The sequence below is a fragment of the Pseudoalteromonas mucoides genome (genome assembly GCF_049257175.1).
Classification (GTDB): Bacteria; Pseudomonadota; Gammaproteobacteria; order Enterobacterales; family Alteromonadaceae; genus Pseudoalteromonas.
This window is the reverse complement of record NZ_JBMMUC010000009.1, coordinates 71,542-87,728: the sequence shown is the minus strand read 5'-3', so window position 1 is coordinate 87,728 and position 16,187 is coordinate 71,542. Positions and strand designations below refer to the sequence as shown.

At 39.3% G+C, this 16,187-nt stretch carries 11 protein-coding genes and 1 pseudogene; 6 read left to right on the top strand and 6 right to left on the bottom strand.

All coding sequences use genetic code 11. The annotated features are described in order from the left end of the window. Positions 1-98: 98 nt before the first annotated feature. Complete coding sequence (locus tag AAEU30_RS11440) at positions 99-2,744, top strand: TonB-dependent receptor domain-containing protein (RefSeq protein WP_421960619.1); 2,646 nt, start codon at positions 99-101, stop codon at positions 2,742-2,744. 111 nt (positions 2,745-2,855) lie between these two features. Further along, positions 2,856-3,773: a class I SAM-dependent methyltransferase gene (locus AAEU30_RS11435; protein ID WP_421960618.1), complete on the top strand. Its 918-nt coding sequence runs from the start codon at positions 2,856-2,858 to the stop codon at positions 3,771-3,773. 60 nt (positions 3,774-3,833) lie between these two features. On the opposite strand, the pseudogene AAEU30_RS11430 reads toward AAEU30_RS11435, so the two are convergent. Then, positions 3,834-4,802 (bottom strand): annotated as a pseudogene (locus AAEU30_RS11430) (IS30 family transposase). Between the two features lie 283 nt (positions 4,803-5,085). Further along, a complete protein-coding gene (locus tag AAEU30_RS11425; RefSeq protein WP_421960617.1) occupies positions 5,086-5,280 on the bottom strand; it encodes a hypothetical protein in 195 nt (64 codons plus the stop codon). Between the two features lie 505 nt (positions 5,281-5,785). Here AAEU30_RS11425 and htpG point away from each other — a divergent pair. Beyond that, on the top strand, positions 5,786-7,702 hold the full coding sequence (gene htpG, locus AAEU30_RS11420; RefSeq protein ID WP_421960616.1) for a molecular chaperone HtpG: 1,917 nt from the start codon (positions 5,786-5,788) through the stop codon (positions 7,700-7,702). Positions 7,703-7,877: 175 nt separating this feature from the next. Next, positions 7,878-8,522 carry an adenylate kinase gene (adk, locus tag AAEU30_RS11415; RefSeq protein WP_421960615.1) on the top strand — a complete coding sequence of 215 codons (645 nt, stop codon included), beginning with the start codon at positions 7,878-7,880 and terminating at the stop codon, positions 8,520-8,522. Between the two features lie 76 nt (positions 8,523-8,598). Here adk and tpx read toward each other — a convergent pair whose 3' ends face one another. Continuing rightward, on the bottom strand, positions 8,599-9,180 hold the full coding sequence (tpx, locus tag AAEU30_RS11410; protein ID WP_421960614.1) for a thiol peroxidase: 582 nt from the start codon (positions 9,178-9,180) through the stop codon (positions 8,599-8,601). A gap of 204 nt (positions 9,181-9,384) precedes the next feature. On the opposite strand from tpx, the gene AAEU30_RS11405 reads away from it, so the two are divergent. Both AAEU30_RS11405 and AAEU30_RS11400 read left to right on the top strand, forming a co-directional pair. Continuing rightward, on the top strand, positions 9,385-10,389 hold the full coding sequence (locus AAEU30_RS11405) for a response regulator (RefSeq protein WP_290210766.1): 1,005 nt from the start codon (positions 9,385-9,387) through the stop codon (positions 10,387-10,389). A 4-nt stretch (positions 10,390-10,393) separates the two neighbouring features. After that, the gene (locus AAEU30_RS11400; RefSeq protein ID WP_421960613.1) at positions 10,394-11,356 is read left to right on the top strand and encodes a sensor domain-containing diguanylate cyclase; all 963 of its coding nucleotides are present in this window, start codon (positions 10,394-10,396) and stop codon (positions 11,354-11,356) included. 26 nt (positions 11,357-11,382) lie between these two features. Here AAEU30_RS11400 and AAEU30_RS11395 read toward each other — a convergent pair whose 3' ends face one another. Genes AAEU30_RS11395 through AAEU30_RS11385 form a run of 3 tightly spaced genes read right to left on the bottom strand, consistent with a single transcriptional unit; the run spans position 11,383 to position 16,156 of the window. Continuing rightward, positions 11,383-12,897, bottom strand: coding sequence for a SpoVR family protein (locus AAEU30_RS11395; RefSeq protein ID WP_421960612.1), 1,515 nt, complete (start codon positions 12,895-12,897; stop codon positions 11,383-11,385). A gap of 21 nt (positions 12,898-12,918) precedes the next feature. Continuing rightward, positions 12,919-14,202 carry a YeaH/YhbH family protein gene (locus AAEU30_RS11390; protein WP_421960611.1) on the bottom strand — a complete coding sequence of 428 codons (1,284 nt, stop codon included), beginning with the start codon at positions 14,200-14,202 and terminating at the stop codon, positions 12,919-12,921. 31 nt (positions 14,203-14,233) lie between these two features. Continuing rightward, positions 14,234-16,156, bottom strand: a complete 1,923-nt coding sequence (locus AAEU30_RS11385; protein WP_290210770.1) for a PrkA family serine protein kinase — start codon at positions 16,154-16,156, stop codon at positions 14,234-14,236. Positions 16,157-16,187: the final 31 nt, after the last annotated feature.

Here is a 16,187-nt window from a genome sequence, read left to right as displayed (position 1 = left end):
TTTGTTTAATATCCTGTATCGGTAACAAGATATGTTTGTTACTTGTTAAATGAAGTTAAATAAAAATAACCACAAAATAGTGGTCCAGGGAGAATCAAATGTTAAACAATAAAGTTTCAAAAGCTGTTCGCTTAGCGATTGCTTTTGGTGCAGCATCAACAGCTGCATTTTCAGCAAGTTCAAATGCTGCAGAAGAGGGTGTTGAAAAAGTAGAACGAATTCAAGTAACAGGCTCACGTATTAAACGTACTGATCTTGAAGGTGCGTCACCAGTAGAAATAATCTCATTTAGTGACATGAAAGATGCTGGTAGACTATCAGTATCAGATGCTCTTCAGTCATTAACAGGTAATAGCTTTGGTGCTGATTTACCTAGCTCAGGTAATGGTGCTCAATCGCAGTCTACTATTAACTTGTTGGGTATTGGTGCTGGGCGTACTCTGGTACTACTAGATGGCAAAAGACTAGCCGGCTCTCCAACTCTTGGCGGCTCGACTGCCAACCTAAGCAGTATTCCAGCAGCGGCAGTTGAAAGAATTGAAATTTTAAAAGATGGTGCATCTGCTATATATGGTTCTGATGCTATTGCTGGTGTAATCAATATTATTTTAAAGAAAGACTTTGAAGGTGTTAGTTTTGATATCTCATATGGTCGTCCAGATGCTGAGGGTGGCGATACTAAAACAATGTCATTTTCAGCTGGTGTGTCTAGCGATAAAGGCAGTATTACATTTGTATACGATCATCAAGAGCAAGGCTTTATATCGGATTCAATGCGCGATTACACTGCTGCGTCTATGGAAGACCGTAACGGTGATGGCATAATATCTATTTACGATGATACCGTAGGTATCAGTTACTATGGAGCTTCAATTTTTAACCCTGTTACAGGCGATCGTGAAGCATCACCTGCTTGTGATCAATTAACTGCAACCGTACCTGGTTTTGTAGGTTCATTAGACCAAGGTACTATTTTAGGTGGTATTGGTGGTGGTGAAGTGTGTGGATACGCATATGCAAATGTATCTACTAACAGTGCTTCAACAAATCGTGACGCAGTTATGACGTCAATGGATTATGAAATTCTTGATGATGTTGAAGTTTATGCGCGTGCTATGTTCAGTAAAAATGAATCATACGGACAATATGCACCAGCAGCAGCAAACTGGGATGGTATTCCTGTAGGCAATGAACACAACCCGTATGATGTTGAAATTGATGGTAATTTCCGTTGGTATGGTATCGGTCCTCGTGGCACCCTGATTGAAGATTACCAACAAGATTACATTATTGGCTTCAAGGGTATGATTGCAGACAATGTTGAATGGGAAGTTTCTTATCACAGAGCTAAGTTAGACTACCATGAGACAGGACGTGATTATTTAAGTTATGCTGGTTTATATTATAACCTTGCTAATGATATCCCTTTAGGGACTGAAGACGGCCAGTCTAACATGTCACTTACTACTTATCGTAAAAACCAGAATGTTTTTGACCACATCTTTGCTGGTGCAGGCTTTGAATTAGGTGAATTGCCTGGTGGTATGATTTCTCACTATATTGGTGCAGAACGTTACGAAACTCAGTACAGCTCTCAATTTGATTCTCAATCTGAAGCTGGTTTAGTAGGTGGTAGTGCCGGTAATACTTCTGCTGGTTCACGTACAAATGATGCTTATTTTTATGAAATTAGCTTACCTGTAACAGATGAACTTCTACTTTCAGGTGCATACCGTTACGATGACTACAGCGATGTCGGTTCAAAAGGCGTACCTAGCTTTAAAGCTGAATATCGTCCAACCGAAGATCTTTTAATTCGTGGTTCATATTCTAAAGGTTTCCGTGCGCCATCTTTAGATGAGCTTTTAGGTCAAGATTCTTTCTCTGCAACATTTGCTACTGATTACCCTGCTTGTAAAGCGCAAGGTATTCCATTAAACGAATGTCCTGAAGGACAGTTTGATAATATTATAAAGAGTAACAGTAACCTTAAACCAGAAACGTCAACGTATATGAATATTGGGGTTGTTTATTCTGGTGTGGAAGACTTGTCTGTTAAACTTGACTATTTTGATGTTGAAGTTGAAGACATTGTTGCAAATATTACTGTTCAAGATTTGATGTATGCTGATTTTGGTGGAGTGCTAAATCAACTTCTTGATGCTTACCCAACATTATCATATGAGCGTAATGCACAAGGTGCTTTTTCTGAGGATATAGTTACGACTGCAGATAATGGTGCCGTATCGGGCCGTACTGGTTTAGACTTAGAGCTAACATACAGACTTGAGACAGGCTTTGGTGACTTCCGTTTACGCTCGCAAACAACTTACCTGTTAGAAGTTTTGGAAGATATTTACTTTGGTGGCCCTTCACAAGATTATAAAGGCCACCCAGGCTTACCAAAGTGGCGTTCACAGTTTGAATTGGGTTATAGTGTTGATAACCTAAGTGTAAACTGGGTAACTGATGCAATTGCTTCTACAGGAATGGTTAGCGCTCCGGTAATTAATAGCGATGGCTCAATTATAAATGAATCTACAGGGGATAGACCTACTTATATTACTCACAACTTAACTGCAGCTTATGATTTCGGTAATTTCGGTAGAGTTACCGTTGGTGCTCGTAACTTGTTTGATAAAGGTGTAATTTATGATGATGTAGGTAACTGGATCAATGACACGCTTTATATCCGTGGTCACTACGGCAGAGAAATCTTTGGTGGCTATAGCATTAAATTTTAATACGTAATTAAAATATAAAAAGGGAAGCTATGCTTCCCTTTTTTATTTGTTATATCAATAAGATCATATAGATGTGACTTATAGGCGGAAATTAAACGTAGGTAATAGTATATGTCAGAAATAGCATGGGGTAATTATTGGAGTACAGGTCTTACAAGTTGCTTTCCTAAAGATAGTACTGCGGATAAGCAGCTTAAGTTGATATGGGAAAAAGCTATTAGTCATGTAAAAATACCAGAGAATTCTAGTTTATTAGAGTTAGGTTGTGGTAATGGGTTTTTAACTTCTATTATAATTAACGTATTGGAAGGAAGAAATTTCACATTGAATGCAATGGATTATAGCAAAGTGCAATTGAATGAGTTACTTTTTAGGGCAGATAAAAAACTCAAAGTTTTCGATGAAACAACTATAGAGGAAATGCCTTTTGAAGCTGGTTCGATGGATGTTCTTTTTTCGAATTTCGCATTTGAATACGCTGAACCTAAAAAAGCTGCAATAGAAACATCAAGAGTACTGAAGTCAGGTGGCTGTTTTTTATATAACGTCCATTCAAAACTCTCATTTGTAACAGGCACCTCAGATTGTATTATTAACGCTTTGGATAATATGTTGAAAAACGAAGATTTATACCTCAACATAAAAAAAGTGATAAGTTTGAAACTGGAAAGCAAAAGTGAAGATAATAAAAAGAATATATTTTTAATTGCTAAGGAAATTATTGATGAATTAAAAAAAATTGATGTTTCAAGTAAAGGGGGGATTACTAATTCCGGAGTTATTGAAGACATTCTGCCCCTTATTAAAACTTCTAACGAAAATATTTCATTACTTAGACTTGAAAACATGTGGCAAAATTATGCTCTTTATAAAATAAGAATTGAGCAACAGTTATCTGTAGGTTATGAACCTTCTGAAATAAATGACATTGTGGATGTTTTTTCTGAGGTTGGTATTCAAATGACGTTTGAACCGGTATTTATTGAAGGTAAAGTATTTTCGTATATGCTTTCTGGAGTAAAAAGTTAAAATTTTTCATTTGAAACGAATTTTTAAGTGACGCGGATTCAAATCTGAAGTGCATAACGTTTAGGCGGCTTTAGCCGCTAAGTGATCCTGCATCAATTTTGCAGGCGTTTCAAATCCAAGTGTCTTCCTCGGACGATTATTAAGTTGTTTAAGTACTGGCATAACTTGCGCTGGTGTTACCGCCTTAAAATCTGTGCTCTTCGGCCAATACTGGCGTAGTAATCCATTCGTGTTTTCATTCAATCTGCGCTCCCATGAGTGATAAGGGTGAGCAAAATAAACAGGAACACTTAATGCCTCTGTGATTTGCTCATGATAAGCGAACTCTTTTCCATTGTCAGCCGCGATGGTATAAAGCGCTGACCTATATGGTCTTAATAGTTCTATCGTCGCCGCAGTGACGGCTCGTGCTGTTTTGCCTGCCACCTGAGTTGATACAGTGAATTGGGTGACCCGCTCTACAATGGTAACCAGGGCGCCTCGATGACCTTTACCTATGACGGTATCTATTTCCTAATCTCCGATACGGCCTTTCTCATCAACTATTTGTGGACGTTCTTCAATGCTAACGCGATTTTTTATTTGCTCTCGGTTTGTCTTACCATGACTACGCTTGTGATATTTCTTACCGTGTTGGCGCAAATGTAGATATAACTCACCACCTGCTTTTTTATTTTCCCAGATATATAGATAAATGCATTCATGACTGACAGATTGTTTATTTTCCTTGCGCAACCTCCCGTTATTTGTTCAGGACTCCACTTCTCATTAAGCTTCTGGGTAATTAAAGTCATCATTTCAAGTGTCATCTTAAGAGGTTTTCTTGCACTTCTTCGGCGAGACAAAGCCCGCTCATGAGCTTGTTTGTATCTGTAACCTCACTTGCCTGTATTTCTAGAAAGCTCTCTTGAAATCGTAGATTGCGATAAATTAGTTAGCTCAGCAATACTTTAGTTGCGTAAAACCGCTTTCCTTTAGAGCATCGATCTGGCACCTTTGCTCATAAGTCAGTTGTTTGTAATGTCTCATTGTAAAATCTCTTGCCGTAGAAAAAGCAGTTAGCTTGTGAGCAACTGACCACTTAATCTCGCCAAAACAAGTTATGCACTTACAGTTTGAATCTAAGAGGTTAATTAGCATGGGTAGACGGCATACCGTCATAAACTATCCCTAAATTGCCTGATAGTCAAAACTATTTCTTTAGCTCCCGTTTGGATATCATGCATTACGGCTCCCGCATTATTTGACTGTGTATCGAGATTATTTATTTTTTACTTGCATTAGATAAACCCTCAGATAGAGCTGTGACTTTTTAAATCGTAATACCAATGACAATGAGGCCTAAATCTGCATTTTCACCTGTTCTTCGCGAAATATTAAAGGCTATCTCAGAGGTTTTTTCAATTTCTCTGTTCATTTGTTCTGTTATAACAGTAGCAAATTTGATTACTTTATATAGTTCACCTGTATCGCCATGAACTGGGTTATATGAAGCCTCTAACCACAAAAAATTTCCATCTACTATCAAACCGCTTAAATCTCCCAGAAACAAATTCTCCCTGTTTTAATTTTAACCAAAAATTCTTATGTTTTTCTGAGTTAACTTCATTAGGCGAGAAAAATCTCATGGTGTTTACCAACTAGTTGAGCTCGGCTATATTTCACACCATTCAAGAAGTTATCATTAGCATCAATTACTTTAGACTTATCGTTTATAGAGAAAAAGCATTTCCTCTTTCAGTTCATTTTTAATTCGCTCATATTCGAAAACAGCAATTTTAATTTGTGAAATTTCACTCCGTAATTTTTTTCTTGCAAATAACATAACTTAATTTCTTTTGTAAATGAATGTAAACAGATTTGCAGCTTTGGTAATGGTTAAAATGGAAGCCCAAATTTATTCTTTTTTTACTCTTGAATTGTTCGACTATGGACACAATATTCTAAGCCATGCTACTAGAGCAAATTTGATTGTGTACCAACTTGTGTACCAGAAAGTATAGGGTAATTTTATGTCAGAAGAAAAAAACATCACAAAACATGAGTTTGGGTCAGATACAGGTCGCTTATTAAACCTAATGATCCATTCGCTTTATTCAAATAAAGAAATATTTTTACGTGAGCTTGTGTCGAATGCATCAGATGCGGCTGACAAGTTACGCTTTTTAGCGCTTTCAAATGGTGACTTATACCAAGGTGATGCGGACTTACGTGTTCGTATCAGTGCTGATAAAGATGCCAAAACAGTGACAATTTCAGATAACGGTATCGGTATGACCCGTGACGAAGTTATCAGCTCACTAGGTACTATTGCAAAATCAGGCACTGCTGAGTTCTTCAAAAACCTAACTGGCGACCAAAGCAAAGATTCACAGTTAATTGGTCAATTTGGTGTTGGTTTTTATTCAGCGTTTATTGTGGCGGACTTAGTAACTGTTCGTACTCGTAAAGCCGGCGAAGAAAAAGGTGTTGAATGGCAATCACAAGGTGAAGGCGAATACACCTTAGAAGAGATTGATAAAGAAGGACGTGGTACAGATATTATTCTGCACCTTCGTGAAGACGAAGCAGATTTTGCTGATGAGTGGCGCCTGCGTAGCATCGTAACTAAATACTCGGATCACATTTCTACACCGGTACAAATGTATAAAGCAGAAGTACCTGAGTCTGAAGGTGGAGATGGTGAGAAAATCCCAGCTGTTCCAGGTGAGTGGGAAAGCATTAACCGCGCTACAGCACTTTGGACGCGAGATAAGTCTGAAATATCAGAAGATGAATATAAAGAGTTCTATAAGCACGTAAGCCATGACTGGGAAGAGCCGCTAAGCTGGGGTCACAATAAAGTTGAAGGTAAGACTGAGTACACAAGCCTGCTTTATATCCCTAAAAAAGCGCCTTTCGATTTATGGAACCGTGAGCGTCAAAGTGGCTTAAAACTTTACGTACAACGTGTATTTGTAATGGATGACGCTGAGCAGTTTATGCCAAGCTACTTACGCTTCGTAAAAGGTTTACTAGATTCAAACGATTTACCGCTGAATGTATCGCGTGAAATCTTACAAGATAACAAAGTGACACAAGCTATTCGCAAAGGGTGTACTTCACGTATTTTAAAAATGCTTGAACGCATGGCGAAAAACAAAGCTGATGATTACCAAACATTTTGGAATGAATTTGGCCAAGTAATGAAAGAAGGTCCGGCTGAAGATGCGACCAACAAAGAAGCGATTGCTAAATTACTACGCTTCTCTTCAACGCACACAGATGAAGAAGCTCAAAACGTTTCATTGGAGCAATACATTGAGCGTATGAACGAAGAGCAAGATGCGATTTACTATGTTGTTGCTGATTCATTCACCGCAGCTAAAAGCTCACCACACTTAGAGATCTTCCGCAAGAAAGGTATCGAAGTATTATTAATGAGTGACCGTGTTGATGAGTGGATGATGAGCCACTTAACGGAGTTTTCTGAAAAACCATTTAAATCAATTACCCGAGGCGATCTTGACTTAGGTAACTTGGATGATGAAGAAACGAAGAAAGCGCAAGAAGAGTCAGAAAAAGAAGTAGAAGGTTTAGTTGAGCGTATTAAAACAGCATTGGGTGATAGCGTAAAAGACGTACGCTTCACACATCGCTTAACAGACTCACCAGCGTGTGTTGTTGCGGATGACAACGACATGAGTTCACAAATGCAAAAGCTAATGGAATCGGTAGGTCAAGCGGCTCCTGAAGCAAAACCAATTTTTGAGCTAAACCCTGAGCATCAGCTTGTTAAGCATTTAAATGTTGAGCAAGATGAAGATAAATTTGGCCAATGGTCACATGTACTGCTTGACCAAGCATTGCTTGCTGAACGTGGTACATTAAAAGACCCTGCGGGTTTTGTAACTCGTTTAAATAAATTAATGCTAGATATGAGTAAGTAATTGCTAAATTCAGCATTTGATTGAAAAAGGGGCGAAAGTCCCTTTTTTGCATTCTACGGCTAGTTAATTAGTATAAGTTGCTTGAGTATCTGTAGCGCTTATGGAAGAATTCAGGCTTTAAAAATAAATATTACTGAACTGCTTTTTCAGTTTGGTATCAACCGAGGACAATGATATGCGCATTATTCTTTTGGGCGCGCCGGGTGCAGGTAAAGGCACTCAAGCTCAGTTTTTGATGGACAAGTACGGTATTCCACAGATCTCTACTGGTGATATGTTACGAGCTGCAATTAAAGAAGGCACGCCACTGGGTTTAGAAGCTAAAAAAGTAATGGATGCGGGTCAGTTAATTTCTGATGACATCATCATTGGTCTAGTAAAAGAACGCATCGGCAAAGATGACTGTGAAAAAGGCTTCCTATTAGATGGTTTCCCTCGTACGATCCCTCAAGCTGACGCGATGAAAGAAAATGGCGTAGTGGTTGATCACGTTATTGAGTTTGACGTAGCTGATGAAATCATTGTTGAACGTATGGGCGGACGCCGTGTTCACCCTGGCTCTGGTCGCGTTTACCACGTTGTTTATAATCCGCCAAAAGTGGAAGGTAAAGATGACGTAACAGGTGAAGATTTAATTATCCGCGCCGATGATACTGAAGAAACAGTACGTAAACGTTTAGGTATTTACCATGAGCAAACAATGCCACTGGTTGATTATTATCAAGCTGAAGCAAAAGCGGGTAATACGCAATACCATAAGCTAGATGGCACCCAAGCTGTTGAAGCGGTAAGCCAACAGTTAGGTGAACTATTAGGCTAATTTGTGCTTGATAGAGCTAAAAAAAACCGCCAAATTTGGCGGTTTTTTTATAACAGCGGTTTTAGCAAATCATAGCTTAAAGCGCATTCATCGCGCTAATGACAGGCTCATAGTTAGGCTCTTTCGATAAATCATCCACTAATTGCTTATACACAATTTTATGTTCACTGTTTAAAACAAAGACAGCACGAGTGAGTAGCCCCATATCTTTGATGATCAAGCCATAGTTTTGACCAAAGTCACGCCATACTGAATCAGATAAAGCGGTAATTTTATCTATATTTTCGGCTTTGCAAAAACGCTTTTGTGCAAACGGTAAGTCAGCACTGATAGTAAGCATCACTATATTGGGAAACTTATCGGCCACCTTTTCATTGAAGTGTTTGGTTTGAATACTACACACTCCGGTATCTAGGCTTGGCACTACACTGATGAGCACAGCCTGACCTTTATAATCATTTAATGTTATCGGCGAAAAAGAGTCATTTACCACTTTAAAATTAGGCGCTTGTTGACTAACTTCAACACCGGTGCCAAGCAATGTAATTGGTTTTGATTGGGCAGAAACTTTACCTGCATCTAAGCTATTTTCGGCTATATTAGCCGCAAAAGTAGCTGAACAAAACGTGCATAACGCAAAAGTGATTAAACGAAGCATAAGGTATTTCCTTTAGAATTAACGCAATTGCGCTCAGTGTATTATAATCAACACAGTGCACCAAGGGTTTACGCTAATTTAAAATTGTAAATTTTGGTTACATTGATTAACATAATGCAGTAATAAATGTTTATTAGCTGACAAATAATAATAAAGAAAGGTTGTAAATGTCTGTGTATACAACTGAACCAACAGAGAGAAGTTATGTCAACATCGGTACTAATTTGTGATGACTCAAAGCTAGCACGGCGCCAACTGGCACGTTCGTTACCTGATGATTGGGATATCAAAGTTGAGTTTGCCGAGGATGGTGTTCATTGTATTGAGCAAATTAAAGCAATTCAGCCAGAAATACTGTTTCTTGATTTAAACATGCCACAAATGGATGGCTACGAAGTGCTGCAAGCCATTCAACAGCAATCTTTATCGGTATTAACTGTTGTTGTTTCAGGTGATATTCAGCCCAACGCTCATCAACGTGTACTTGACTTAGGTGCGATTGATTTTATTCAAAAGCCCTGCGATGCGCAAAAACTTGCCGACATAATCGAACATCACGGTATTAAAGATAAAGCGATGCGAGAGCGCCTTGCTCATCAGCTTGGAGAGCAAGTTGATCCTGATGTGAGAGATATCTATCAAGAGTTAACCAACGTCGCTATGGGACAAGCAGGGGACTTACTTGCCCGTCTTCTTAATGTGTTTGTTGAGTTACCCATCCCTAATGTGAATATTCTTGAAGTTAATGAGCTTGATATGGCGCTACGCTCCATTGATGCTAACGCAAGTACTTCTGGGGTATGCCAAGGCTTTATCGGTGGTGGTGTATCTGGTGAAGCACTTTTATTATTAAATGATTCAAGCTTTAAAGAAATTGCTTCACTGATGAATTACCAAGGAGAGCTTAATAATAAGGTTGAGCTTGAGCTGTTAATGGATATCAGTAATATCTTAATTGGTGCAATTTTAACGGGGCTTTCGCGGCAATTAGATATGACATTTAGCCAAGGGCACCCTGTGGTGTTAGGGCAACATTGTGATGTGTCAGATTTAGTAAGGGCGAATAAATCTCGTTGGCAACGTACTTTAGCAATAGAGATCAGCTACGGTATTGAAAATCACAATATTAACTGTGACCTTATGCTGTTATTTACCGAAGATTCACTTAAAACTTTGAAATACAAAGTTGCTTACCTACTAGAAGACTAACATTATGCCAGCAGCTGATTTTAATATGAATGAAATCCATTGGTTAATGGATATGTTTAACACCGTTGATGTCGGTTTAGTGGTACTCGACCGCGACTATAAAGTGTGTATTTGGAATGGCTTTATGGAAAACCATTCCGGTATGTTGCCAAGCGCAGTCAAAGATAAAGATTTATTTGATTTATTTCCCTCTATTGATGAAAAGTGGTTTCGTAGCAAATCAGAATCTGTATTTATTTTAAAGAACCGCTCATTTACTATCTGGGAGCAGCAGCCGTATATCTTCCGCTTTAAAAACTACCGACCAATCACAGGTAAAGCGGATCACATGTACCAAAATGCGACCTTTATTCCACTTTCAAATACCATGGGTGAGGTAAGCCATATTTGCGTCATTCTTTATGATGTAACAGATGAAGCGGTAAATAAAAAAGAATTAGAAGAAGTAAACCGCAAGCTCGAACAAATGAGTCAAACAGATGCATTAACCCAGCTAAATAACCGGGGTCATTGGGAAGACACCTTACGCCAAGAGTTTTTACGTATTAAGCGCAATGCAGGTAACAGTACTTTATTAATGTTTGATATTGATCACTTTAAGAAAATCAATGACGAATATGGCCATCGCTGTGGCGATGAAGCATTACGCCATATTGCAGATTTACTACGTAAAACCCTCAGAGAAACCGATATAGCAGGACGCTATGGTGGAGAAGAGTTTGCTGTAACGTTACTTGATAGTGATAAAGAAGGTGCTGAGACGTTTGCTGAAAGGCTGCGTAGCTTAATTGAAAACTCATCTGTTTACTTTGATGGACAACAAATCAAAATGACGGTGAGTATTGGCTATGCTAGTTTTGATGAGAATTTTGAACGTTATGAAAAGTGGATTGAAGCCGCTGACAAAGCTCTATATGCGTCTAAAGATAATGGCCGAAACTGCATTACTGATTACAAAAATTTATAAAGAAAAATGACGCATTGGCGTCATTTTTATTCTGTGCTGTGTCTCGAGTCATCTAACGGGCACTGGCCAAGGATACTCACATCACCCGTTTGTGATTGCTGCTCTAACTTAACTTTAAAGCCCCATAGTCTATAAAGGTGTTTCAACACTTCATCTTGCGATTTTGCTAGCGGAATGTTTTTATGTGGAACATAGCGCAGAGTTAATGAGCGATCACCACGAACATCTACATCATAAACCTGTATATTTGGTTCAAGATTACTCAAATTATATTGTGCAGATAATGCTTCACGCACTTTGTGATAGCCACTGTCATCATGTATCGCGCCTACTTCTAAGGTCGGGTCTTTTTCATGATCAATAATGGTAAAGAGTTTAAAATCTCGAATAAGTTTAGGGGATAAAAATTGGCTTATAAAGCTTTCATCTTTAAAGTTCTGCATTGCAAAATGCAATGTATCTAACCAATTACTGCCGGCATACTCAGGAAACCATTGTTTATCCTCTTCTGTGGGGTTCTCACAAATACGGCGAATATCAACCATCATATTAAAGCCAAGGGCATAGGGGTTAATACCTGAGTAATACTGGCTGTTATAGGGCGGTTGATAAACCACATTAGTATGACTTTGCAAAAACTCTAACATAAACGAGTCAGTGAGTTTTCCTTCATCGTACAAGTGATTCAAAATAGTATAATGCCAAAATGTTGCCCAGCCCTCGTTCATGACTTGAGTTTGTTTTTGCGGGTAAAAGTATTGCGATATTTTACGTACAATGCGAATAATTTCTCGTTGCCATGATTCTAATAATGGCGCATTTTTCTCAATGAAATACAAAATATTTTCTTGTGGCTCTGAAGGAAAGTGACGCTCTCGCTTTTTTGTTTCCTGCTGCTGTGTTGGAATTGTACGCCATAGCTCATTGACTTGAGATTGCATATATTCTTCACGTTCTTGCTGGCGCTTCTGCTCCTCAAAAAGTGAAATTTGCTGGGGTCGTTTATACCTGTCTACACCATAGTTCATTAAAGCGTGACATGAATCAATAAGGTTTTCTACATCATCGATACCATATTTTTCTTCACAGCGAGCGATATAATTTTTTGCAAATAATAAATAGTCGATTATAGAGCTGGCATCAGTCCATGTTTTGAATAAGTAATTGCCTTTAAAAAATGAGTTATGGCCGTAACAAGCGTGAGCCATTACCAGTGCTTGCATGGGAAGGGTATTTTCTTCCATCAAATAGGCAATACAAGGGTCTGAGTTGATAACAATTTCATAGGCAAGACCCATCTGCCCGCGCTTGTAGTTTTGCTCGGTTTGAATAAACTTTTTTCCGTATGACCAATGGCTGTAACCAATAGGCATCCCGACGCTTGAATAAGCATCCATCATTTGTTCTGCGGTGATCACTTCAATTTGGTTTGGGTAAGTATCTAGGCGATAATGCTCGGCAACGCGAGCAATCTCGTCTTGGTATTGTTGTAATAAATCAAATGTCCAATCAGGACCATCACTAATACGTTTATCGGTCATATAAATGCCTCGCTGCGAAATTTACGCCGCACCTTGATGTTGACGACTTTTCTTAAATAGCTCGCGAAAAATTGGATAGATGTCTTCAACCGTTTTAATATGCTGCATGGCAAAGTTGTCATGGCTTTGGCAAATGTTTTGATATTCTCGCCAAAGACTTTGATGTGCACGGGTGGTGATTTCGATATAAGCGTAATACCGTACATCATCAAGTAATTTATTACGCAAAAGTTCAGAACATTGGGGGGAGTCATCAGCCCAATTATCACCATCGGATGCTTGTGCTGCGTATATGTTCCACTGCGATGCGTTGTAACGCTCTTTAATTATTTCGTTCATTAATTTAAGCGCACTTGAAACAATAGTGCCGCCGGTTTCTTGGGAGTAGAAAAACTCTTGCTCGTCCACCTCTTTAGCTTGGGTATGATGGCGAATATAGACCACCTCTATGTCTTTATAGCTACGGGTTAAAAACTGATACAGCAAAATATAAAACCGCTTAGCCATGTCTTTGGTCGCTTGATCCATCGAGCCAGACACATCCATAATGCAAAACATCACGGCTTTGCTGGTGGGGTGAGGCTGTTTTTCATAGTTACGAAAACGCAAATCGTAATTATCTATAAAAGGCACCGCTTTTATTTGCAGCTCTAATTGCGCAATTTCTTGTTCTAGTAAAGTTATTGCAGCTAGATCAGGCTGTGCTTCTGCGAGCAGTATGGCAAGTTGTTCGTTAAGCTCCTTTAAGCGGCGTTTCTTGCTGGCGCTCATAGCTACACGTCTGGCTAGGGAGCCTTGTAATGAACGAACAATATCAATATTACTGGGCATACCATCGCTGCAAAAACCAGCTCGGTGGGTTTTCATTTGCACTAATTTATCAAGTTGGTTCTGCTGTAAATTAGGTAGTTCTAAGTCTTCAAACAGTAAGTCTAGGTATTCATCTTTTGATATTGAAAACACAAAATCATCTTGGCCTTCGCCTGAGTCACTTGCTTCGCCTTCACCGGCGCCACCACCTTGACCCCCTTGTGGACGTTGTATTTTATCACCGGTAGAGAATTGATCGTTACCAGGGTGAATTTGCTCACGATCGCCGCCTTTGCCTTGATGAAAAATAGGCTCACTAATATCTCGTTGCGGAATAGATATGCTTTCTCCGCTGCTTGTGTCAGTCACACTGCGTTTGTTAATCGCATCAGACACTGCTTCTTTTATTTGCTTTTTATAACGCCTGATAAACCGTTGACGATTTAACGTGCTCTTGTTTTTACCGTTCAGGCGACGGTCTATAAAGTGCGCCATAGAGACCCCCTAAAAGTACATCAGTCACTAACTACTGTGATTTACGAACGCGTAAGTACCACTCTGATAGCAAGCGAACTTGTTTTTGGGTGTAGCCTTTTTCGACCATACGGTTAACAAAATCTTCGTGTTTTTTCTGATCTTCTGCGGATGTTTTAGCATTAAACGAAATAACCGGTAGTAACTCTTCGGTATTTGAGAACATTTTTTTCTCAATCACGGTGCGCAGTTTTTCGTAACTGGTCCACAAGGGGTTTTTACCGTTATTATGAGCCCGTGCTCGTAATACAAAGTTCACTATTTCGTTTCTAAAATCTTTCGGGTTGGAAATACCAGCAGGCTTTTCAATTTTCTCAAGTTCCGCATTAAGTGCTGCACGGTCAAATAACTGGCCGGTGTCAGGGTCGCGGTACTCTTGATCTTGAATCCAAAAGTCGGCATAAGTGACATAACGGTCGAAAATGTTTTGGCCATATTCAGAGTATGATTCTAAATATGCGGTTTGCAGCTCTTTACCGATAAACTCTACATATTGAGGTATAAGGTAACCTTTTAGATGACTCAGGTAGCGCTCTTCGACATCGGCAGAAAATTGCTCGCGTTCTATTTGTTGTTCAAGTACGTAAAATAAATGCACCGGGTTGGCTGCTACTTCAAGGGTGTCAAAATTAAATACCCGAGATAAAATCTTAAACGCAAAGCGGGTAGACAGCCCAGTCATGCCTTCGTCTACGCCGGCATAATCACGGTATTCTTGATATGATTTGGCTTTAGGATCGGTGTCTTTGAGGCTTTCACCGTCATAGACACGCATTTTTGAATAAATGCTGGAATTTTCTGGCTCTTTTAAGCGCGATAAGGTGGTAAATTTAGCTAATGTTTCGAGTGTCCCTGGCGCACATGGGGCATTGTAGAGCTCACTGTGCTCAAGGAGTTTGTCATAAATCTTTATCTCTTCAGAGACACGTAAACAGTAAGGGACTTTAACGATATACACACGGTCTAAGAATGCTTCGTTGTTTTTATTATTTTTAAAGGTTTGCCATTCTGATTCATTTGAATGGGCTAAAATCATCCCATTAAAGGGCAGGGCACTGATGCCTTCGGTGCCGTTGTAGTTGCCTTCTTGGGTTGCTGTTAACAATGGATGCAGCACTTTAATAGGCGCTTTAAACATCTCAACAAATTCCATCAAGCCTTGATTCGCAAGGCACAATGAGCCTGAATATGCGTAAGCATCTGGATCGCTTTGGGCAAAATGCTCTAACTGACGAATATCCACTTTACCTACAAGAGCAGAGATATCTTGGTTGTTTTCATCGCCGGGTTCAGTTTTTGCAATGGCAATTTGATTTAAAATTGAAGGGTAGCGTTTTACAACTCTAAACTGGCTAATATCACCATTAAATTCATGCAGTCGTTTAGTTGCCCATGGCGACATAATGGTTTTTAAATAACGTGGTTTAATACCATATTCTTTCTCTAGTAGCTCGGCATCTTCGTTGGCATCAAAGAGTGCCAAAGGGTGATCGTTCACCGGCGAGCCTTTAATTGAATAAATGGGTACCTGTTGCATTAAGTACTTTAGCTTTTCAGCAATCGAAGACTTACCGCCCCCGACTGGACCAAGTAAATACAGTACTTGCTTACATTCTTCTAAGCCTTGTGCGGCGTGTTTCAGATAAGACACTATTTGTTCTATGGCATCTTCCATACCATAAAAATCATTAAAGGCGGGGTAACGTGCAACAACGCGATTGGAAAATAATCGGCTTAACCGAGCATCGGTTGAAGTATCAACCATTTGTGGCTCACCAATAGCCATGAGTAATCGTTCAGGGGCGCTGGCGTAAGCTGCTTTGTCTTTTTTACAAATATCGAGAAATTCTTCGATACTGTACTCTTCTTCTTTTGCTGCTTCGTATCGTGATTGATAATGCTCAAATATACTCATAGTAGAAACCTCCGAAAACCCGCTAAAAAAA